This is a genomic window from Micromonospora sp. WMMC415, from assembly GCF_009707425.1.
In the GTDB taxonomy this organism is placed as follows: Bacteria; Actinomycetota; Actinomycetes; order Mycobacteriales; family Micromonosporaceae; genus Micromonospora.
In genome coordinates this window covers 2,686,499-2,708,195 of record NZ_CP046104.1, presented here as the reverse complement: position 1 = coordinate 2,708,195, position 21,697 = coordinate 2,686,499, and the positions used below count along the sequence as shown (strand labels likewise).

Below are 21,697 nucleotides of genomic sequence, written 5' to 3'. Positions count from 1 at the left end.
CGTCACCTCCGTCCTTCGGTACCGGCCCGACCCACCGGGGTGGCCCCGGCGACCGGGCGGGCGGCCGCCAGCAGCCGCTCCTCCAGCTCCGCCAGCGTGCGGCGGAACGCCTCCGCGTCCGCCGCGTACATGCCGTGCACCCACATCACCCGCGGGTCGCGGCGCACCGCCAGGGTGAGGGTGCCCGGGGTCAGCGTCACGCAGAGGGCGACCAGGGCCACCTCGGTGTCCGTCCGGGACCGCAGCGGTACGCGGACCACGGCCGGCTGAAGCCCCGAGCCCGGCGTGAGGATCTCCCGGGCCACCACCAGGTTCGCCACCACCAGCCGGGCCACGAACCAGGCCAGGAACCGGGCGATCCGCGCCGCCCGCACCACCACCCGCCGTGGCGCCGCCCCGGTCACCGTCCGCTCACCGCCCGCACGTACCCGGCGGGCTCGAGCAGCCCCGCCGCGGCGGCGTCCGCCACCTGCAGGAGCGGCCCGCCGAGCGGCCCGAGGAGCAGGGCGCACGCGCCAAGCGCCAGGGGCGGCCCGACCAGCGCCGGCCCGGCGCGGGTGGGGCGCTGCGGGGCCGCCCGCGCGGGAGCCTCGCCCCAGAAGACGGCCCCCCAGATCTTCAGCATCGACAGCAGCGTCACCAGGCTGACCAGCACCGCCACGGTCATCGAGAGCCAGTCGCCGACGTCGCCGGCGGCCCGCAGCACCAGGAACTTGGCGAGGAAGCCCCCGAACGGCGGCAGGCCGGCCAGGGACAGGGCCGCTGCGCCGAAGGCCAGGGCGAGCACCGGGCGGGCCCGGGCCAGCCCGCCCAGCTGGCTCAACCGATCCGTGCCGCGGACGGTCCGGACGGCCGCCGCGCACAGGAACAGCGCCGCCTTCACCAGCACGTACTGGGCCAGGTAGAAGACGGCGGCGGCGAGACTGGCGGCGGTGAACAGGGCGAGTCCGAGCAGCACGTACCCGACCTGACTCACCATGTGGAACGACAGCACCCGGCGCATCGAGCCGGCGCCCACCGCACCGAGCACGCCGACCACCATGGATGCCAGCGCCACGGCCACCAGCAGCGGGTGGTACGCGGGGTCGCCCCCGTACAGCACGGCGTAGACCCGGATGACCGCGTACAACCCGACCTTGGTGAGCAGGCCGGAGAAGAGCGCGACGACGACCGGCGACGCGACCGGATAGGCGCGGGGCAGCCAGTCGTGCAGGGGCACGAGCGCGCTCTTGAGCGCGAACGCCAGCAGGACCAGGCCGCCGGCGACCGCCACCGCCGGGACGTCCCGGGCCGCCCCGGCGAGGTCGGCGAGCCCGACCGTCCCGGTGATCCCGTAGATCAGCCCGACGCCGGTCAGCAGGAGCGTGGACCCCAGCAGGTTCGTGGCGACGTACACCCGCCCGGCGCCGGCGCGGCCCGGGCCGCCGGACAGGGCCAGCAGGACGTACGACGGGACGAGCATGACCTCGACCAGCACGAACAGGTTGAACAGGTCGGTGGTGAGCAACGCACCGTACGCGCCGGCCGACAGCACCAGCGCCAGCGGCAGGAACGCCCGCCGGCGGTCCTCACCCGTTGCCGCGGCCGCCACCAGACAGGCCAGCACCACGGTCGCCGTCACCGTGACCAGCAGCGCGCTCAGCGGGTCGGCCGCCAGGGTGATCGCGACGACGGCCGGCCAGTCCCCGACCCGGACCACCGGCACCTCCCCGCCCCGGCCCGCCGCCAGCAGGGCACCGCCCACCGCGAGGACCGCCGCCGTGGCGACGAGCGCCACGGCCCGCCGCAGCACCGGCCGGCCCGGCAGGGCGAGCAGCGCCCCGGCGGCGAGCAGCGGCCCCACCAGGGGAACCACCAGCAGGGCGCTCACCGGGCGGCCCCGTTCCGGTCGTCCGGCGGCCGGCTTCCCCGTCGAGGTGCACGGCGCAGCAGGCGCAGCAGGTGGATGGTGATGCCGAAGGTGATCACGATCGCGGTCAGCATGAAGGCCTGGGGCAGCGGATCGGCGCTCGCCGGCCCGGCGCCGTCGACGGCGTCCTCCCGCCGGCGCAGGCCGCCGGCCGCCAGCAGGAGCACGTTCACGGCGTGGCCCAGCAGGACGAACCCGAGCACCAGCCGCAGCTGCCCGGGCCGCAGCAGCAGAAACACGCCGGCCGCCACCAGCACGCCGACGATCAACGGCCCGCTCACGGGACGCGCTCCCGGACCGGGCCGGGCGCGGGACCGGCCGGCGCGGTGTCCAACCGGCGGACCGCCGCCACGATCAGGGCCAGCACCACCAGGTACACGCCCAGGTCGAACACGAGCGACGAGGTGACCGTGGTGAGGCCGGGCACGGTGACCTTGACCGGGGTGAGGAGGGCCCGGCCGGCGGCCACCGGCGCCACGCCCGCGGCGAGCGCCAGCAGCAGACCGGCGGTCAGCAGCGGCACCGTCCGGAGACGGCCGAGCAGCGGCGCTCCGACGGGATGGGCCAGGTGGCCGAGACCGACGGCCGTGCCGGCGATCAGCGCACCGATGAAGCCACCGCCGGTCTCCTCGTGACCGCGCAGGAACAGCAGCACGGACACGGCGAGCATGACCGGGGCCAGCACGCGGTACGCCAGACCCAGCACCGGGTCGACCGCGTACCGCACGGCCCGGCCCGGGCGCCGTCCGGTCCGGTCCCGCCGGGCGCGGGTCGGCCCGCCGGGACCGGCTGCCGTAGGAGCACCGGGCCCGGCCGCGGTGGGGCGGGGTGGGGTGCCGCGACCGGCGCCCCGGGCCAGCGCGACCAGGCCGAGGGCGACCACCGCCAGCACGACCGCCTCGCCGAGCGTGTCGAGGGCCCGGAAGTCGACGAGGATGGTGTTCACGACGTTGTCCCCGCCGGTGGCCGGCTCCGCCTCCCGCAGGTACCACTCGCCCGCCGGGGACAACTCGCGGCGGCCGGTCAGCGCCGCCGTCGCCGCCGTCGCCGCCGCCCCGGTGAGCACCGCCAGCGCGGCCCCGCCGGCGATCCCCGGCCGCCGGCCCGGCGCGACCATCCGGCTGGGCCGGTCCCGAAGGGCGAGCATGACCACCACCGCGGTGAGTACCTCGACCAGCATCAGGGTGAGTGCGACGTCCGGCGCGCCGGTGGTGAGGAACCAGGCCGACAGGATCAGGCCGACCACCCCGGTCAGCGCGACCGCGGCGAGCGCGGAGCGGGTCGTGAGCAGGCCGGCGAGAGTGACCACCAGCAGCCCGAGCACGAGCCAGTCCCCGCCGCGGGTGGAGTCGTCCCGCGGGGCGGGCAGCGGGCCGAGCAGCACCACGGCGACCGCCGCGAGCACCACCACGGCGAGCAGCGGCCGGGCCAGGTACGGCGCCGGATCGGCGGCCCGGGCGGGCCGGCCCACGACCGCCCCGAGGTGCAGCAGCGCGTCGCGCCCCCGCTCCAGGTGACCGGCGAACGGCGGCCCCGTCGGGAGGGCGTCGACCGCCCGGCCGGTCCGGCGCCGGTACACGAACAGCAGCGTCCCGAGCACGACGGTGAGCGCGGAGAGGCCGAGCGCGGGCGTGAAGCCGTGCCAGAAGGCCAGGTTGGGCGGCTGCCCCTGGGGCCGGGCGTCGGTGGCCGCCCGCTCCACCAACGGGCTGAGCTCGGCGACGGCCGGGCCGAGGGCGGTGGCGATGACGGCGGCGACGGCCGCCGGGGCGAGGAAGGACCACGCCGGCTCGTACAGCTTGCGCTGCCGGCTCGGGCCGGCGGCGATCCCGTGGACCAGCCGCGCCGTGTACGCGAAGGTGAGCACCGAGGCGAACACCGCCAGACCGGCCGCGGACCACCCGAGCCAGGGCACGCCGTGCACCTCGCCCAGCGCCTCGAAGATCGCCTCCTTGCCGACGAAGCCGATCGTCGGCGGCAGTCCGGCGATCGACAACGCGGCCAGCCCGGTGAACGCCACCGTCATCGGCATCTCCCGCCACAGCCCGGACAGTTCCCGGAGGTTCCGGCTGCCGGCCTCGTGGTCGATGATGCCCACCAGCATGAACAGCGTGGCCTTGAACAGGGCGTGAGCGATCGTGTAGAGGATCGCCGCCGCGTCCGACGCGGGAGTCCCGACGCCGATCACCCCGACCAGCAGGCCGAGCTGGCTCACCGTCGAGTACGCCAGCAACGCCTTGAGATCCTGCTGGCGCAGCGCCAGCAACGCGCCGACGACGGCGGTGAGCAGCCCGACGCCGATCAACGCGAGGTCCCACGCCCACCGGCCACCGAACAGCGCCGAGAAACGCATCAACAGGTAGATGCCGGCCTTCACCATCGTGGCCGCGTGCAGGTAGGCGCTGACCGGGGTGATCGCCACCATCGCGCCGGGCAGCCAGAAGTGGAACGGCACCTGCGCCGACTTCGTGAACGCGGCGACGACGACCAGGGCGCCCGCCGCCCAGGCGGGTCCGGCCGCCAGGACGCCCGGGTCGCTCAGGATCCGCCCGAGGTCGGTGGTGCCGAGACTCCCGGCGAGCACCACCACCGCCGCCAGCAGCGCCAGGCCACCGGCCGAGGTGACCAGGAGAGCCCGGACCGCGGGCCCGCGAGCCGTCGACCGGCCGTCCTGCCCGATGAGAACGAACGACAGGACGCTGGTCAGCTCCCAGAACACGAACAGCACGAGCAGGTCGTCGGCGAGGACCAGGCCCAGCATCGCCCCGGCGAACAGGGTCATCGTGACGTACACCCGGGTGTGCCGGCCGTGCGCGCTGAGGTAGCGCGGGCAGTAGGCCATGATGAACGCGCCCACGCCCAGCACCAGCAGGGCGAAGACGAGGCTGAGCGCGTCCATGCGCAGGGCGGCGGACACCCCCAGCGACGGCAGCCACGGCCAGGAGACGGCGACCGCCCGGTCGTCGAGGACGACCGGGAGCCGGGTGAGCAGCAGACCGGCCCCGGCCAGGTAGCCGGCCGCCAGCACGAAGCCGGCGTCCCGCCCCAGGCGCCGGGTCAGCGCCGGCGCGGCGGCGGCGAGGAGGACCTGCCACCCGAGGACCGCCACGAGGATCATGGCGCCCCGGCGGCACCGGGGCGTCCGTTCGACGCCCCCGAGGTCAGGGCTGCCGCACCGGCACCGGACCCCATCAGATGGCGAGCAGCACGTGGCCGAGAGCGACCGGCACCGCCGTCCCGTCCATGATCCTCCCTCGCGCCGGAGGCAGCGCGACTACCCAGGGTCAGCACCTTCACACCTCACGACCGGGCGAATATTCGGGGCGTAAGCGACGGACTACCTGCGGCGGTCGGCGAAGCCGACAAACATGGCTAGCCTGAGAGGCCAATGAGTTTTTTGCGGCAGACGAGGCTCGCTCGCGCGAACCGATCAGCGGGTCCAGGTGCTCTATACAGAGCTGCCGTCCAGGCGACGAGGAGGAGGCCCGTGACACAACAGACCTGGGACGAGGTGGGCGGTCTGCTGCCGCACGACGAGTTCCGCGCCGCCAGTGACGCCATCGTGGCGAACATCGAACAGGTCATCGAGGGCAAGACGGCCACCGTCCGGCTCGCGCTCGCGGTCCTGCTCGCCGAGGGCCACCTCCTCATCGAGGACGTGCCCGGCGTCGGCAAGACCAAGCTGGCCAAGGCCCTCGCGCGGTCCATCGACTGCACGGTCCGCCGCATCCAGTTCACCCCCGACCTGCTGCCCAGCGACGTGACCGGCGTCAGCGTCTACAACCAGGACACGCACGACTTCGAGTTCCGCCCCGGGGCCGTCTTCGCCAACCTGGTCGTCGGCGACGAGATCAACCGGGCCTCGCCGAAGACGCAGTCCGCGCTGCTGGAGTGCATGGAGGAGCGGCAGGTCACCGTCGACGGGGTGACCTACCAGCTCCAGACGCCGTTCATGGTCATCGCCACCCAGAACCCGATCGAGATGGAGGGCACGTACCCGCTGCCCGAGGCCCAGCGCGACCGGTTCACCGCCCGCATCGCGATGGGGTACCCGGACGCCGGCGCCGAACTGGCGATGCTCGACGGGCACGGCGCGACCGACCCGTTGCAGGCCCTGCGGCCGGTCTCCGACGCCAACACCGTACGGCGGCTCATCGCGCACGTCCGGCAGGTGCACGTCGCCGACGCCGTCAAGCAGTACGCGGTCGACCTGGTCACCGCCACCCGGGAGGCGCCCGACCTACGCCTCGGCGCGTCGCCCCGGGCCACCCTCCAGCTGCTGCGCACCGCCCGCGCCGTCGCCGCGCTCGAGGGCCGCGACTACGTCCTCCCCGACGACCTGCAGGTGCTGGCCGTGCCCGTCCTGGCGCACCGGATCATCCCGACCGCCGACGCGCAGCTAGCCCGGCGTACCACCGACGCGGTCGTCTCCGACCTGGTGCACCGACTGCCGCTGCCGCACGAGCGCCGCCGCTCGCCGTACGACACCCGGCCCGCCACCGGCAACGGTCGCGCCCCGTACGAGCCGCGGAGGCCGTGACGTGCGTGACGGGCTGCGCGGGCTGACCACCCGCGGCCGTTCCTTCCTCGCCGCGGCCATCGCCGCGGCGATCTCGGCCGCGATCCTCGGCGAGAAGGACCTGCTGCGGGTGGCCGTGCTGCTCGGCGTCCTGCCGCTGCTCGCCGCGCTCTACGTCGGTCGCAGCCGCTACAAGCTGGCCTGCCACCGCTCGCTGGACCCGCACCGGGTGCCGGTCGGGGCCAGCTCCCGGGTGGTGCTGCGCCTGCAGAACCTGTCCCGCCTGCCCACCGGCACGCTGCTGTTGGAGGACCGGCTGCCGTACGCGCTGGGCAGCCGTCCCCGGGTGGTGCTCGACCGGCTCGGCCCGCACCAGGCCAGCTCGGTGGCGTACACCGTGCGGGCCGACGTGCGCGGGCGCTACGACGTCGGCCCGCTGGTGGTCCGGATGACCGACCCGTTCGGCCTGTGCGAGCTGACCCGGGCCTTCCCCAGCACCGACCGGCTGACGGTCATCCCGCAGGTCCACCCGCTGCCGACGGTCCGGCTCCCCGGCGAGTACGCGGGCAGCGGTGACAGCCGCGCCCGGTCGGTGGCGGTGCACGGCGAGGACGACGCGGCGACCCGGGAGTACCGGGTGGGCGACGACCTGCGGCGCGTGCACTGGAAGTCGACCGCGCGCACCGGCGAGCTGATGGTGCGCCGCGAGGAGCAGCCCTGGGAGAGCCGCGCCACCGTCCTGCTGGACACTCGGGCGTACGGGCACCGCGGCGACGGGCCCACCGCCAGCTTCGAGTGGGCGGTCTCCGCCGCCGCGAGCATCGCCGTGCACCTGCGGCACGGCGGCTACAAGCTGCGGCTGGTCACCGGCTCCGGCGTCGACGTCGACGCGACGGAGCTGGCCGGTGACGGCGTTCTCCTCGACCACCTCGCGGAGGTCCGCCTCGACCAGCGGGTGGAGATCACCACGCTGGTGCAGCGGGTCCGGCAACGCTCCGACGGCGGCCTGATCATCGGCCTGTTCGGGACGCTGAGCACCGCCGAGGCCGAGCTGCTGGCCGGGCTGCGCGGCAACGGCGCCACCTGCGTCGCGTTCCTGCTGGACAGCTCCACCTGGCTCAACCTGCCGGCCAAGGCGCGGGCCGAGGCCGACCAGGCGCACGGCACCGCCGCCCTCGCGCTGCTGCAGAGCGGGTGGCGGGTGATCGGCGTCGACCACGGCACCCGGCTGCCGGTGCTGTGGCCGCAGGCCGCGCGGGGCTCACAGGGCTTCGCCGTCCGGGCGGCGCTGGCCGAGACGGTCGCCGGCGGCATGCGATGAACGGAAGGCTCCCCTCATGATCGCCCACCGGAACCTGGGCCTGGTCGCGGCCGCCGCGACGCTGCTCGCCGCGGCGCCGCTGTCGGCCATCTTCGACCGCTGGACGTGGCTGATCCAGTCCACCATCGCGGTCGCCGTGGTGGCCGCGGCCGCGGCGCTGACCCGGCTGGGCCGGGTGCCGCTGTGGGGGCAGGTGCTCGGCATGGTGGCGGGTCTGACGCTCGGCCTGACCTGGCTCTTCCCGTCCGGCTCGGAACTGCTCGGCATCGTGCCCACCCCGGCCACCTTCGGTCACTTCGGCTCCCTGGCCCAGGCGTCGATGGAGGACATGCGCTCGTACGGCGTGAAGGTGCCGGACACCGACCCGCTGCTGTTCGTCACGGTGCTCGGCATCGGCGGGGTGGCCGTGCTGGTCGACCTGGTGGCGGTCGGGATGCGGCGGCCGGCGCTGGCCGGCCTGCCGATGTTGGCGGTCTACTCGGTGCCGGTGGCGGTCTACGTGGACAGCGTCCCCCCGGTGCCGTTCGTCATCGGCGCGGCCGGGTTCCTGTGGCTGCTGGTCACCGACAACGTCGACAAGGTCCGCCGGTTCGGCCGCCGGTTCACCGGCGACGGCCGGGGCGTGGACGTGTGGGAGGCCTCTCCGCTGGCGTCCGCGGGTCGCCGGCTCGCGGCGGTGGGGGTGGCGGTCGCCGTCGCGCTGCCGCTGGCCGTGCCGGGGATGACCGGTGGCCTGCTGGACACGATCGGCTCCGGCACGGGTGACGGCACCGGCCGGCCCGGCCTGGGCGGCGCGCCCGGCCGGGTCGACCTCTTCGCGGCGCTGAGCGGTCGGCTCAACGACCGTGAGGTCGCCGACATGGTAAAGGTCACCACGAACGAGCCGGCGCCCTTCTACCTGCGCTTCGGCGCCGCCGACGAGCTGCGCTCGGACGGTTTCCGGGTCCGCAACCCCAGCGGCCGTCCGGTGACCCGCGAGCTGCCCGGTCCGCAGGAGCCGGACCGGGCCGGGATGGTGCGCAACCGCTACCGCGCCACGGTGGAGGTGACCAGGAACCTCGAGATGCCGTACCTCCCGGTGTACGGCGAGCCGCTGCGCACCGAGGAGCTCAACGGCAACTGGTCCTACGACACGAACCTCCAGGTGGTCTTCTCCAACCGGGAGACGTCGCGGGAGAAGCGCTACGCGTTCGAGTACGTCCGGACGACCTTCACCCCGGCGGCGCTTCGGCGGGCGCCGGCTCTCCCGGCCGACCACACCCTGCGCCGGCAGATGCTCACCCCGCGGGTGCCCGAGGTGGAGACCCTGGTCGGCACCCTCATCAAGGGCAGGACCACCGAGTACGACAAGGTCCGCGCGATCTACGACCACTTCTCCGCGGACAACGGGTTCAGCTACGCCCTGAGCACCGAGGGCGGCACCAGCGGCCAGGACATCGTCAACTTCCTCACCAACAAGGTCGGCTTCTGCCAGCAGTACGCCGCCGCGATGGCGTGGCTGGTCCGCGCCGCCGGCGTGCCGGCGCGGGTGGCGTTCGGCTTCACCAACGGCGCCAACTCCGGCGACGGCACGTACACCCTGACCAACCGGAACCTGCACGCGTGGACCGAGGTCTACTTCGTCGGGTTCGGCTGGGTACCGTTCGACGCCACCCCCGCGTACGGCGTGCAGGGTGCCGCCCGGTCGGCCTGGGCGCCGGACACCGACGCCCCGGAGCAGACCACCCCGGAGCCGGGCACGTCGGCCGGGCCGGCGGGGCCGGAGGCCACGCCCGGCGTGGAGCGCCGCACCGACGGGCAGGAGGACCCGTCCTCGGGGCTGCCGGCCGACTCGGGCACGCCGACCAGCAGTGTGCCGGTGTGGCTGTGGTGGGTCGCCGGGGTGCTGGCCCTGCTCGTGCTGCTCGCCGTCCCGGCGTTGCGGCGGCTCGCCCTGCGCCGGCGACGCAGCGGCGGCCGGGCACCCGCACCGGTCCCGGAGGCCGCCGAGCCGGACACCGCCGAAGTGCCGGCCGGCGGGCGGCGGATGGTGGTCCTGGCCGACGCCGACCGGGCGCGGGCCGACGCGCACGCCGCCTGGGACGAACTGCTCGACACGCTGGTGGACTTCCGCGTCCGGGTCGACCGGGCGGAGACCCCCCGGGCCACCGCCGACCGGATCGCCCGGGAGACCCTCGCCGAGGACACCGACGCGACGACGGCGGTACGCCTGCTCGGCCGCGCCGAGGAGCGGGCCCGGTACGCCCGGGACCCGCTCACCGGGGAGCCGCTGCTGCCGGCGCTGCGCCGGGTCCGTGGCGCGCTCGCCGCGCGGGCCGACCGTCGCACCCGCCTGGTGGCGGCGGTCCTCCCCCCGTCGGTGCTGCTGCGCTGGCGTGCCGCCACGGCGGACGGGTCGGCCCGGCTGGTGGCGTCGTACGGACGGCTCCGGTACGCGGCCCTGCGCTGGAGTCCCCGACGACTGCTCGCCAACCGCCTCGCCCGCTGACCGTCGTGGCGGCGCCGCCACGACGGCCGGTCGGGGTGTCCGCCCGCCTTCGTGAAGATCGTGCTCGAACAGGGAAGTAGTGGCCTCATTGACGCCGCGAGGCCACTACTTCCTGGTTCGAGCACGATCTTGGGGGGTGTCGCGGGGCGTGACGAGGCGAGGGCTCGGTGCGGTCGTCGGGGCGCACGGAAGCGCGAAGCGTCGCCGGAGCCGCGACGACGCGCTTGCCCCGGCGGCGGGCCGGTCGGTCAGCTGAGGGTCAGCGGTGCCCCTCCGGGCGCTGCCGCCACCGGTCCTCCATCCGGTCCAGGATCGACGGACGCCGACCTGTCCGCCCGCGGGGCCGGCGACGAGTGGTCGTCCCGCCCACGACGTGCAGGTCCGGTGACTGCGCCCGCCGATGCGACTGCACCGCGAACGCGGCCGAGGCCAGCATGACGACGAAACCCGCCACCGACACCAGCGCGGTGGTGATCACCACGCCGTAGACCAACAGGGCCAGGCCGACGATGATCGCGACGGCAGCGACGAGCAGGCGACGCCGCGCGTGGAAACGCGGGTCGCTGGCGCGCACGGCCGAGGCGAATTTGGGGTCCTCGGCAAGCGACCGCTCGATCTGCTCGAACAGCCGCTGCTCGTGCTCCGAGAGCGGCACGGCACTCCTCCCCGGTCACGTGGGTCGGCCCGGTCGGGCCGACAGACCGTGGCAGCCAACCGGCTGCTTACCCGCAAGTCTACGAGGGGCCCCGCGCGTCGGAAAGCGGGACGACCTATGGCCGGCGCGGATTTTCGTCGGGGCGTGGATCTCGGACCCGGAGCAGACTGGCCGGACCTATGACGGACCGCCCGAAACGGGCAGCGGCGGCGTCGGCGGCAGCTTCCGCCTCCCGCCAGCCGCGCTCAGGAGCGCCGAGCGCGAGCTGGCGCGGCGTCTCCCGGGCCCCCGAGAGCCCCTCGGCCCGGACGCCGACCAGGCGGATCGGCTCACCCGGGTCGAGGGCCGTGAACAGCGCCCACGCCGTGTCGAACATCTCCCTACCGACATCGGTCGGCACATCGAGGGTGCGGGAGCGGCTGACGGTGCGGAAGTCGGCCAGGCGCACCTTCAGCGCCACCGTCCGCCCGACCTGGCCGGAGCGGCGCAGGCGGGCGCCCACCTTCTCGGCCAGGCCGAGCAGGGCACGGCGGATCTCCTCCGGGTCGGCCACGTCGACGTCGAACGTCACCTCCGCGCCGATCGACTTCTCCGCGTGCTCCGGGGTGACCCGGCGGGGGTCGCGCCCCCACGCCAGGTCGTGCAGGTGGCGGGCGGCGGCGTCGCCGAGCGCCTGGCGGAGCATGCCGTACGGCGCCTGCGCCAGCTCGCCGACCGTGGTCAGGCCGAGCCGGCGCAGCGTCTCGGCGGAGCGCTCCCCGACGCCCCACAGCGCCGACACCGGCAGCGGGTGCAGGAAGTCGAGCACCCGGGTGGCCGGGACGACCAGGAGGCCGTCGGGCTTGGCCCGGGTCGACCCCAGCTTGGCGACGAACTTGCTGGACGCCACCCCCACCGAGCAGGTGAGCTCCTGCTCGCGCGCCACCCGCTCGCGGATCAACCGGGCGATCTCGGCCGGCGGGCCGAACAGCCGCCGGGCGCCGGCCACGTCGAGGAACGCCTCGTCCAGGGAGAGCGGCTCGACCAGCGGGGTGACATCCCGGAAGATCCGCATGACCGCCCGGGAGGCCGTCGAGTAGGCGCTGAAGTCGGGCGGCAGGAACACCGCCCGCGGGCAGAGCGCGCGGGCCCGCATGGTGGGCATGGCGCTGCGGACGCCGTACCGCCGGGCCTCGTAGCTGGCGGAGCTGACCACGCCGCGGGGGCCGACCCCGCCGACCACGACCGGCCGGCCGCGCAGCTCCGGCCGGCGGCGCACCTCGACGGAGGCGAAGAACGCGTCCATGTCGACGTGCAGCACCGGACAGCCGGAATCGTCGGCGTCCGGCCCGAAGCGCGGATCGCCGCCCCGGGGCAACGACTGGCTGCGGCCCATGCCGGAAGGCTAGCGGCCGGGCCCGACGAAACGCCGGGTCAGCCCCGCACCACCAGCAGCGGGATGGTCATCTCGGCCGCCGTGTCCGCCCCGTGGTACGCCACCAGCCGGCTCGCCATCGGCGGCTCGGAGCGGGTGGCGAGGACGGCGTACGTGTCGTTGCACACGACCACCACGTCCCCGATCCGGCTCAGGTGCTCCTCGGGCACCGGGCCGAACCAGCCGGCGGCGACCGCCTCCTCCCGGGTGCGCACCCGGGCCGCGGGCCCCAGCACCGCCGACCAGCTCGCCACCACGTCGTCCCGGGCGCCGGGCCCGACGTGCAGGTAGCGGACGCGGGGTTCGCCCGCGACCACGGCCACGCCGGCGCGCAGGCGCGGATCGGTGTCCAGGTCGAACCGGTGACCGGCCGGGACGTCGAGCTGCCCGTGGTCGGCGGTGACCAGCAGCGCGGCGTCCGGCGGCAGCCCGTCCACGAGGCGGGCCAGCAGCCGGTCCACGTCGGCGGCCGCGATCCGCCACGGCACCGAGTCGACCCCGCTGAGGTGGCCGTGCCGGTCCAGGTCGGGGTGGTAGCCGGAGACCAGGGTCGGCCCCGGCCCGGCGCTCAGCGCGGCGAGCATCTCCCGGCCCAGCGCGTCGACACCCGCCGCGCCCCGGTAGTCGCCGCCGCGGTTGGCCGCCACCGTCAGCCCGCTGCCACCGAACTCCGGCCGGCTCACCACCGTCACCTGCACACCGGCGGCCCGCGCCCGCTCCAGCTGGGTCGGGACCGGCTGCCAGCGCAGCGGCTCCGGGTCGCCGGCCCACTCGACGTGGTTGAGCACCCGGTCGGTGCCGGGAACCCGCAGGGTGAAGCCGAGCACGCCGTGCGCGCCGGGAGCGGCCCCGGTGCCCAGGGTCACCAGGCTGGTCGGGGTGGTGGACGGGAAGGCGGAGGTGAGCGGCCGGCCGACGGTGGCGGCGAGACCGGCCAGCGTCGGCGCGTACGGCGCGGCGGTCGGGATCTGGTACCACCCGAGGCCGTCGACGAGCAGCACGGCGATCCGGCGGACGCCGGCCAGCGTCGTGGTCAGGTCGAGCGCGTCGGTGGCGCCGGGCACCCCGAGCACCGCGAGCGCGGCGGGGAGGACGTCGGCGAGGCTCGCCGCGCCGTACCGGGGGGCGACGGTCTCCAGCGGACCGGGCGACCCGTCCGGCCCACGCCCGTCCGACGAGGTCGGACCGGTCATGCCGGGCGGCGGGCGAACAGGTGCAGCTGCGCGGCGAGGTCCCGCCAGGGCGTCCGGGCGGCGAGCGCCCGCTCCAGCTCCAGCAGGGCGGTCGGCTGGCCGTCGGCGACCACGGCGGGGAGCAGGTCGGCGAGGACGCGTACGCCGTGGACCTCCTCCACCGTCAGCCCGGCGGCGGCCAGCAGCGCGGCGGCGCTCTCGGCGTCGTAGCGGCGGCGCAGGGTGTCGCGTGGCCCGGCGCTGCCGATGGGGTCGGCGGCCAGCGCGGCGGCGACGTCCAGGTGCCCGTTCATCGCCCGGCCGAGCACGGCGGCGGCCCGCCCGGCGACCAGCACGCTCGCGGCGCCGCCCGGGCGGAGGGCGGCGGCCAGCGCGGCGACCACCGGCTCCGGGTCGTCGACCACCTCGAGGACGGCGTGGCAGAGCACCAGGTCCACACTGGCCGGCTCGACGAGCCCGGCGAGCGCGTCCCCGTCCCCCTGCACCGCGCGGACCCGCGCGGCGACCCCGGCCTCGGCGGCGCGGCGGGTCAACGCGGCGAGCGCGTCGGGACTGGCATCGACGACGGTCACCCGGTGGCCGGCCTGGGCCAGCGGCACGGCGAACCCGCCGGTGCCGCCCCCCACGTCGAGGACGGTCAGGTCGGTGTCACCGCGGCGGTCCAGCTCGGCGCGCAGCACCGACCAGATCACGGCGGTACGGGGGGTCAGCGGCGGCCCGGCGAGCCGGCCTCGGGTGTGCTCCACCCCGACGAGCCTAGTCACCCGCTCCAGCTCGGCCGGGGACGCAGCGGTCAGGCCTCGCCTCCGCCGGCGGCGGTGTCCTCCTCGTGGCGGGAGCGCACGGAGTTGGCGACGGGCCCGTCGGTGACCTCGTACTCGCGGATCTCCATGTGGTGCGCGGGCACCCAGCCGGCGCCCAGCCGGGTCCGTCGGGCGTTGGCAACTCCACCGCTGTTGGCGCGATACCCCGTCATCGGTACGTTCCCCTCGTGACGCGCGGGCCACTCTGCCCGCGCGGGCAGGAGTCTCCCGCCGTCGCGGGCGGAAAACCGTAACCTGAATCACTTATTGATCAACGGAAATCGCGTGCGGCGGGGCTGACCGGAGGATCAATCGGGTCCAACCGGTCGGCGGTGAGATTGATCACTCCCTCGTGGCGCTGCAGCCGCCCCCGGACCACCAGCGCGGCGCTGGTCCTCGCCACCCGCCGGTACCGCTGCCAGAGCCCCGGGGAGCAGGTGACGTTGAGCATCCCGGTCTCGTCCTCCAGGTTGAGGAAGGTGACCCCGCCCGCGGTCGCCGGGCGCTGCCGGTGGGTGACGATCCCGCCGACCCGGATCCGCCGGCCCGGCTCCACCCGGCCGAGCCGGGCGATCGGCACCGCGCCCAGGGCGTCGAGCTGGCCGCGGATGAACCGGGCCGGGTGGCTATCCGGCGACAGCCCGGTCGCCCACACGTCCGCGACGAGGCGGTCGACCGCCTCCATCCCGGGCAGGGTCGGCGCGGCCGTGCCGGTCACCGTGCCGGGCAGGCGACCCGGCCGGTCCTGGGCCGCCGCACCGGCGGCCCACAGCGCCTCCCGGCGGGTCAGGCCGAAGCACGCGAAGGCGTCCGCGGTGGCCAGCGCCTCCAGCTGCGCGGCGGTGAGACCCACGCGCCGGGCCAGGTCCGGCATGTCACGGTACGGCCCGTGCGCCACCCGTTCGGCCTCGATCCGCTCGGCCACGTCCTCGCCGAGGGTACGCACGCTCGACAGCCCCAGGCGGACGGCCGGCCCGCCCAGCCCCCAGGCGTGCGGCGGCTCCCCCGGCCGGCTCCCCCAGCGGGTGTCCGGGGTGGACTCGAGGACGGCCTTCGCCCCGCTCGCGTTGACGTCCGGCCGGCGGACCTCCACCCCGTGCCGGCGCGCGTCGTCGACCAGGGTCTGCGGCGAGTAGAAGCCCATCGGCTGGGCGTTGAGCAACGCGGCCAGGAACGGAGCCGGGTGGTAGCGCTTGAGCCAGGAGCTGGCGTAGACCAGGTACGCGAAGCTCATCGCGTGGCTCTCCGGGAAGCCGTAGCTGGCGAACGCGGTGAGCTTGCGGTAGACGTCGTCGGCCAGCTCGCCGGTGATGCCCCGCTCGGCCATGCCGGCGTAGAGCCGGTCGGCGATCTGCGCCATCCGCTCCACCGACCGTTTGGCCCCCATGGCCCGGCGCAGCTGGTCGGCCTCGGCGGCGTCGAACCCGGCCAGGTCGATGGCGAGCTGCATGAGCTGCTCCTGGAACAGCGGCACGCCGAGGGTCTTCTCCAGCGCGTTGCGCATCAGCGGGTGCGGGAAGGTGACCGGCTCCTGGCCGTTCTTGCGCCGGATGTACGGGTGCACCGAGCCGCCCTGGATCGGGCCGGGCCGGATCAGCGCCACCTCCACCACCAGGTCGTAGAAGCAGTGGGGCTTGAGCCGGGGCAGGGTGGCCATCTGGGCGCGGCTCTCCACCTGGAACACCCCGACCGAGTCGGCCCGGCAGAGCATGTCGTACACCTCGGGGTCGTCCAGGGTCATGTCCCCCAGGTCGAGGCTCATCCCGATCATGTCGTAGCCGTAGTGCAGGGCGGAGAGCATGCCGAGGCCGAGCAGGTCGAACTTGACCAGCCCGACGGCGGCGCAGTCGTCCTTGTCCCACTGGAGCACGCTGCGGCCGGGCATCCGCCCCCACTCCACCGGGCAGACCTCGATCACCGGCCGGTCGCAGATCACCATGCCGCCGGAGTGGATACCCAGGTGCCTCGGGAACGTCTGCAGCTCGTTGGCGTACCCGACCACCTGCTCGGGGATGTCCGCCACGTCGACCGCGGCGACCGAACCCCAGCGGTCGATCTGCTTGCTCCAGGCATCCTGCTGTCCGGGGGAGAACCCGAACGCCTTCGCCACGTCCCGCACCGCCGACCGCGGCCGGTACGAGATGACGTTGGCGACCTGGGCGGTGTGCTCCCGGCCGTACCGGGCGTAGACGTGCTGGATGACCTCCTCGCGGCGGTCGGACTCGATGTCCACGTCGATGTCCGGCGGGCCGTCCCGCTCGGGGGCGAGGAAACGCTCGAAGAGCAGCCGGTGCCGTACCGCGTCCACGTTGGTGATCCGCAGCGCGTAGCAGACCGCCGAGTTGGCCGCCGACCCCCGGCCCTGGCAGTAGATGTCCTGCTCGCGGCAGAACGTGACGATGTCGTAGACCACCAGGAAGTAGCCGGGGAAGCCCAGCTCCTCGATCATGTTCAGCTCGTGTTCGAGCTGCGCGTACGCCTCGGGGTGCGCCTCCGGCGGGCCGTACCGCTCCCGCGCGCCCTGCGCGGTGAGGTGCCGCAGCCAGCTCATCTCGGTGTGCCCCGGCGGCACCGGGTACGCCGGCAGCGTCGGTGCGACGAGCTGGAGGTCGAAGGCGAGTTCCCGGCCGAACTCGGCGGCCCGGGCCACCGCCCCCGGGTACGCGGCGAACCGGGCCGCCATCTCCGCGCCGCTGCGCAGGTGCGCGGTGCCGGCGGCGGGCAGCCAGCCGTCGAGCTCGTCCAGGCTGCGCCGGGCCCGGACCGCGGCGACCGTGGTGGCCAGCCGGCGCCGCCCCGGGGTGGCGTAGTGCACGTTGTTCGTCGCCACCGTCGGCAGCCCGGCGGCGGCGGCCAGCTCGGCGAGGGCGTCGTTGCGGTCGGCGTCGACGGGGTGCCCGTGGTCGGTCAGCTCCACCGCCACCGTCTCGGCGCCGAAGAGCGCGGTCAGCCGGTCCAGCTCCCGGGCCGCCGCGTCGACGCCCTCGGTGAGCAGGGCGGCCGGCACGTGCCCCTTGCGGCAGCCGGTGAGCACCAGCACGTGGTCGCGCAGTTCGGCGGCGACCTCCGCCAGCTCCCCGTAGACCGGGCGGCCCTTCTCCCCGCCGCGCAGCTGGGCGCGGGAGATGGTGGCGGCCAGCCGGGCGTACCCCTCGTGGCCGTGGGCGAGCAGCAGCAGGTGCCGGCCGAGCGGGTCCGGTTCGCCGTTCTGCGGGCCGGGCAGGTCGAGGGAGAGTTCCGCGCCGAAGACCGTCGGCAGGTGCAGGGCGCGGGCCGCCTCGGCGAACCGCACCACGCCGTAGAACCCGTCGTGGTCGGTCACCGCGAGGGCGGTCAGCCCCAGCCGGGCGGCCTCCTCGGCCAGCTCCTCCGGATGGCTGGCGCCGTCGAGGAAGCTGAAGTTGGTGTGCGAGTGCAGCTCCGCGTACGGCACCACGCCGTCCGGGCGGTCCAGCGGCGGCGGCTCGTACTGCTGCCGCTTGCGGGTCCAGGCCGGCGAGTCCCCACCGTCGGCGTCCACCGCCAGGGGGTCCACCACGTGCAGGTGCCGCTCGCCGTGCGGCGTACGGCGTTGCCCCCGGGCGGGCTTGCCGGTGAGCACCCGCTCCAGGTCCGACCACGGCAGATCCGGATTGTGGAAACTCACGCCCCCACCCCCGGATGCGCCGGGCGCGCCGGGCTCGCTGGGCGAGCTGGGCGAGCTGGGCGAGCTGGGCAGACCTTGGAGGATTTCGGCCCCTGGAGGGGCCGTTTCCTTCCAAGATCCGTCGGGAGCGGGGCTGGGAGCGGGGCTGGGAGCGCCGCGGTCGCACGGAGGGGGCAGCTCGACAGGGGACGGTCAGTCATAGACCGCCTCCACCAGCCACCGGCCGCCCTCGACCGCGAGCAGCAGGGCGGTGCCGTCGGCGAGGCCCACCTGGAACCGGGCCCGCCGTCGCGCCTCGGCCGGCGCCCACCAGCGTTCGTCCACCGGCCACGGCCCGGTCCAGCCCACGATCTCCACCGGGCGGGCGGTCCCGACGGCCAGCCGGGCCGGTGCGGCGCTCACCGCCAGGCGGGCGGTGACCACGACCGGCTCGCCGGCCGCGTCGTGCACGGTGGCGGCGAGCGGCTCGGGGAGCACCACCGCCGGCGCCGGCGGCGGAAGCCGCCCCGGCCACGGCGGCTCCGCCACCCGGCCCGCCGATCGCCCCGCCACCCGGCCCGCCGATCGCCCCGCCGATCGCCCCGCCGACCGGGCCGGGAGCGGGTCGGTGTGGGTCGGGAGCGGGTCGAGGCGGGACGGCAGCGAGGACGGCAGCGGGGGCGGGCCGGGGCGGGCGGGGAGGCGTTCGTCGCCCCACGGCACCAGGCGTACCTGGTCGGCCGGGGACCGCCCGCCGCCGAGCACCGCCGTGACCACCGCCTCGGGGCCGAGGATGCCCTGGACCCGGCTGAGCGCCCGGTGGGCCCGTTCCCGCTCCTCCCCGGCCTCCCCCCACAGGCCCGGTTGCAGGGCGCCCTGCGCGATCACCCCGTCGGGGACCAGCCGCAGCCGGATGATGCCGGCCGTCGGCCGGGCGGGGCGGGCACCGGCCCGGCCGGGCCGGCCGCCGGAGAGCCAGCCGTCGAGCTGCCACCGCACCCGGTCGGCGATGGCGGCGGCGGTGAGCAGACCGTCGTGCCGCCAGACCCGGTGCAGCTCCTGGCCGTGCGCGGTGACCGCCTCGATGCCGAGCCGGGTGCAGGCCAGCCCGTGCGCGGCGAGACGGTCGTGCAGCCGCTCGGCCAGCGCCCGGGCGACGAAGGCCGCCGCGTCAACCCGGTCGAGGGGGTCGTCCTGGTCGGCGGTGACCGCCAGGTCGGCCGGGGGTTGCCGGACCGCGAGCGGACGGTGGTCCCGCCCCGCCGCCAGCCGGTGGGCCAGCGCACCGTCGAAACCGAACCGGGCCAGCACGTCCCCGGCGGGCAGCGCCGCGAAGTCGCCGAGGGTACGCACACCGAGCCGACGCAGCAGGTCGGCCAGGGCCGGACGGCCGAGCGCCTCGACCGGCAGGTCGGCGAGGAACCGCGGTGTCCCGTCGGGCGGGACGACCCGGCCCGAGCGGGCGGCCAGCCCCGCGGCGAAGACCCCGTCGGCGATGCCGATCTGGCTCTCCACCGCGCAGGCCTGGGCGACGTGCTCGACGATCCGCTCCGCCGCCGCCTCCTCGCCCCCGAGGTAGCGGCTCGGCCCCCTGGCCGCCACCGCGCACGCGCCGGGGCGGACCACCTCGACGCCGGCCACCAGCTCCTCGACCGCGGCCACCACCGGCTCGAACGCCCGGGCGTCCCGGGCCGGGTCGTGGTCGACGACGATGAGCCGGGGGCACCGGCCCTGCGCCTCCCGCCTGCGCAGCCCCCGGCGCACCCCTTCCGCCCGGGCCTGCTCGGAGCAGGCGACCACCCGGTTGGCGTGCAGCACCGCGACCGGCTCGGTGGCCGGCACCCCGTCGACGATCTCGGCGGCGATCACCGGCCAGTCCGGACACCAGAGCACCAGCGTGCGTACCGGCGCGGCGGACCCGCCGGCCGCCGCGGGACGGGACCCGCCGGGCGCCGCGGGACGGGACCCGCCGGTCACGCCGGGCCGACCAGGGTGAGCGCCGGCGGGGACGGCCCGGCGGCGGAGGCCGCCGGCACGGCGCGGAGCCGACCGGCGGCCGAGCGGCCGGTGACCGAGGCGACCGGGGCACCGGGGACCGGACGGGGAATGATCCGGGTCAGCGCGTCACCGGGCAGCCAGACCGTCACCTCCCGGGGGCGGGCGGCGGCGCCCCGGCCCCGCGCCGAGACGGTGACCTCCCGGCGCCGCAGCCGGCCCCGGCCGGCACCGAGCCCCTCCCAGGCCCCCCGGACCACCTGGAGGGTCACGTCGGCGCCGTCCCACCGCCCGTACGGGACGAGGACACAGCCCCGCTGTCGGGCCCGGGCGGCCAGCCGGTCGGCGACCGAGGCGGAGACCGTGGCCGGCACGGCGGTGACCACGACGTCCACCCCGTCGATCAGCGCGGCGACGACGGTGGCCCACTCCGGCCCCGGGTGCGGCACCAGGGCGAGCCGGTCCAGGGCGATGCCGAGCTCGGCGGCGGCACCCGCCCCGAAGGTCGGCACCCCCACCACGGCGCACCACGAGCCGGCCCGGGACGCCTCGGCGAGCAGCGCCAGGACCAGGGAGGTGGCGCCGCTGGGCCGGGGCTGGCCGACGGCGACCGCGATCGTGCTGCCACGGCGCAGCCCCCGGTTGGGCAGCAGGCCGGTCAGTTCCGGGGTCACCGGCAGCACCCGGTGACCGCCCGCCGGGTCCGGGGCGCTCGCCGGGCGCACCAGACCCGCCAGTGCGGCGGTACCGACCACCATCCGGCCCGCCATCGGACCTACCCCCTGTCGTGCTGCTGTGCGGTGTGCTGCTGATAGCTCAAAACGGATCGGCCGCGCGGACGGCCCTCGTCCCCGCCCTGCCGGCGCAGGGCAGGCCGCCCCGGGGACCGGCGCGGGCCCGGGGACGGATGCCGGGGATCAGGCCGCGAGGCCGTCGAGTGCCGGTTGGTGGGCCACGCCGAGCGCGGTCTCGACCACCGTCACGAACTCTTCCGCCGCGCGCAGCAGGTCGTCGGCCTCCCGGGCGGTGACGACCCGGGGGATGCCGGCCTCGGCGGCGGCGCGCTTGCTGGCGCCGACGGCGAAGAACCGGGCCCACTCGTCCAGCTCGGGGGCGACGCCGGAGAGCAGGACCCAGACGCTGGTGACCCGGTTCCGCCGGGTCGGCGCGGGACGGGCGCGCGCGGCGAGCACGGCCGCGGCGGCGCGGAGAGCGGCCAGGTGGGCCGCCGCGTAGCGGAGGCCGTCCGGACCGGTCCGGGCGGCCTCGGCCAGCCCCTGGCGGGCGACCGCGAGAAGCTGTGCGGGGGTGCGGTGCGGCAGCACGTGCGCCGGCACCGTCGGTGCCTGAGCCGGGTTGGTCGGCATGGGTCTGTCTCCTCCACGTGGCCGAGGCGCGCACCCCGCGACGGAAGCCGGTCCGCCGGCGGGACCGCCGGGTCGAGTGGTGCGGAGGAAGACGCACCGGTGTGGAAGCCGGCCGGGTGTGGACGCTTCCCCACACCACACCCGGCCGGCATGACCGGCGGGTTCGTCGCCCGCCGCCCGGGGGTCGAGGGCGGCGGGCGACGCTCCTGCCTTGACGGGCCCGGGCTCGCGACTGCCCGGAACCTGGTGCGGCCCGCGGAGCCGCACCCGCCCGGAACCGGTGCCGCGAAACACCGCTCCGGGCTGTTGGAACGAGCGTACGAGGCAATCGAACACTCGTTCTAACTACTGCTGACAGTACACCCTCCCTCCGACGAAAATGCAACGTGTGACTCGCCGGAGATGCCT

16 protein-coding genes are annotated in these 21,697 nt (G+C 75.9%); 3 read left to right on the top strand and 13 right to left on the bottom strand.

From position 1 onward, the window contains the following. Positions 1–2: 2 nt before the first annotated feature. Genes GKC29_RS13085 through mbhE form a run of 4 tightly spaced genes read right to left on the bottom strand, consistent with a single transcriptional unit; the run spans position 3 to position 5,027 of the window. The gene (locus GKC29_RS13085; protein WP_155331095.1) at positions 3–404 is read right to left on the bottom strand and encodes a Na+/H+ antiporter subunit E; all 402 of its coding nucleotides are present in this window, start codon (positions 402–404) and stop codon (positions 3–5) included. Beyond that, positions 401–1,870 (bottom strand): proton-conducting transporter membrane subunit, encoded by a 1,470-nt coding sequence (locus tag GKC29_RS13080; RefSeq protein WP_155331094.1) that lies wholly within the window; start codon positions 1,868–1,870, stop codon positions 401–403. Before GKC29_RS13080 ends, GKC29_RS13085 begins: the two co-directional genes overlap by 4 nt. Continuing rightward, positions 1,867–2,190, bottom strand: coding sequence for a sodium:proton antiporter (locus GKC29_RS13075; RefSeq protein ID WP_155331093.1), 324 nt, complete (start codon positions 2,188–2,190; stop codon positions 1,867–1,869). The genes GKC29_RS13080 and GKC29_RS13075 overlap by 4 nt, the downstream gene beginning before the upstream one ends. Further along, a complete protein-coding gene (gene mbhE / locus GKC29_RS13070) occupies positions 2,187–5,027 on the bottom strand; it encodes a hydrogen gas-evolving membrane-bound hydrogenase subunit E (RefSeq protein ID WP_155331092.1) in 2,841 nt (946 codons plus the stop codon). The genes GKC29_RS13075 and mbhE overlap by 4 nt, the downstream gene beginning before the upstream one ends. A gap of 369 nt (positions 5,028–5,396) precedes the next feature. On the opposite strand from mbhE, the gene GKC29_RS13065 reads away from it, so the two are divergent. From GKC29_RS13065 to GKC29_RS13055, 3 genes are read left to right on the top strand one after another with little or no spacing between them, the layout of a single operon-like run. Continuing rightward, positions 5,397–6,449, top strand: coding sequence for a MoxR family ATPase (locus GKC29_RS13065; RefSeq protein WP_155331091.1), 1,053 nt, complete (start codon positions 5,397–5,399; stop codon positions 6,447–6,449). 1 nt (position 6,450) lies between these two features. Beyond that, entirely contained in the window at positions 6,451–7,749 is a 1,299-nt protein-coding gene (locus GKC29_RS13060) for a DUF58 domain-containing protein (protein WP_155331090.1), read from the top strand. A 16-nt stretch (positions 7,750–7,765) separates the two neighbouring features. Then, entirely contained in the window at positions 7,766–10,237 is a 2,472-nt protein-coding gene (locus GKC29_RS13055; protein WP_155331089.1) for a DUF3488 and transglutaminase-like domain-containing protein, read from the top strand. Positions 10,238–10,496: 259 nt separating this feature from the next. Here GKC29_RS13055 and GKC29_RS13050 read toward each other — a convergent pair whose 3' ends face one another. From GKC29_RS13050 to GKC29_RS13010, 9 genes are all read right to left on the bottom strand, one after another. Continuing rightward, complete coding sequence (locus GKC29_RS13050; protein WP_155331088.1) at positions 10,497–10,892, bottom strand: DUF3040 domain-containing protein; 396 nt, start codon at positions 10,890–10,892, stop codon at positions 10,497–10,499. 115 nt (positions 10,893–11,007) lie between these two features. Continuing rightward, the gene (locus GKC29_RS13045; RefSeq protein WP_155331087.1) at positions 11,008–12,267 is read right to left on the bottom strand and encodes a DNA polymerase IV; all 1,260 of its coding nucleotides are present in this window, start codon (positions 12,265–12,267) and stop codon (positions 11,008–11,010) included. A 38-nt stretch (positions 12,268–12,305) separates the two neighbouring features. Next, positions 12,306–13,499: an alkaline phosphatase family protein gene (locus GKC29_RS13040; RefSeq protein ID WP_155331086.1), complete on the bottom strand. Its 1,194-nt coding sequence runs from the start codon at positions 13,497–13,499 to the stop codon at positions 12,306–12,308. After that, positions 13,496–14,263 (bottom strand): methyltransferase domain-containing protein, encoded by a 768-nt coding sequence (locus GKC29_RS13035; RefSeq protein ID WP_155331085.1) that lies wholly within the window; start codon positions 14,261–14,263, stop codon positions 13,496–13,498. Before GKC29_RS13035 ends, GKC29_RS13040 begins: the two co-directional genes overlap by 4 nt. A gap of 29 nt (positions 14,264–14,292) precedes the next feature. Then, positions 14,293–14,475, bottom strand: coding sequence for a hypothetical protein (locus tag GKC29_RS13030; RefSeq protein WP_155331084.1), 183 nt, complete (start codon positions 14,473–14,475; stop codon positions 14,293–14,295). 98 nt (positions 14,476–14,573) lie between these two features. After that, on the bottom strand, positions 14,574–17,948 hold the full coding sequence (locus GKC29_RS13025; RefSeq protein WP_155331083.1) for an error-prone DNA polymerase: 3,375 nt from the start codon (positions 17,946–17,948) through the stop codon (positions 14,574–14,576). Positions 17,949–18,140: 192 nt separating this feature from the next. Next, the gene (locus GKC29_RS13020) at positions 18,141–19,823 is read right to left on the bottom strand and encodes a DNA polymerase Y family protein (protein WP_230689068.1); all 1,683 of its coding nucleotides are present in this window, start codon (positions 19,821–19,823) and stop codon (positions 18,141–18,143) included. A gap of 77 nt (positions 19,824–19,900) precedes the next feature. Continuing rightward, positions 19,901–20,692 carry a hypothetical protein gene (locus tag GKC29_RS13015; protein ID WP_155331081.1) on the bottom strand — a complete coding sequence of 264 codons (792 nt, stop codon included), beginning with the start codon at positions 20,690–20,692 and terminating at the stop codon, positions 19,901–19,903. A gap of 147 nt (positions 20,693–20,839) precedes the next feature. After that, a complete protein-coding gene (locus tag GKC29_RS13010; RefSeq protein ID WP_155331080.1) occupies positions 20,840–21,289 on the bottom strand; it encodes an SAV_6107 family HEPN domain-containing protein in 450 nt (149 codons plus the stop codon). Between the last annotated feature and the right edge of the window lie 408 nt (positions 21,290–21,697).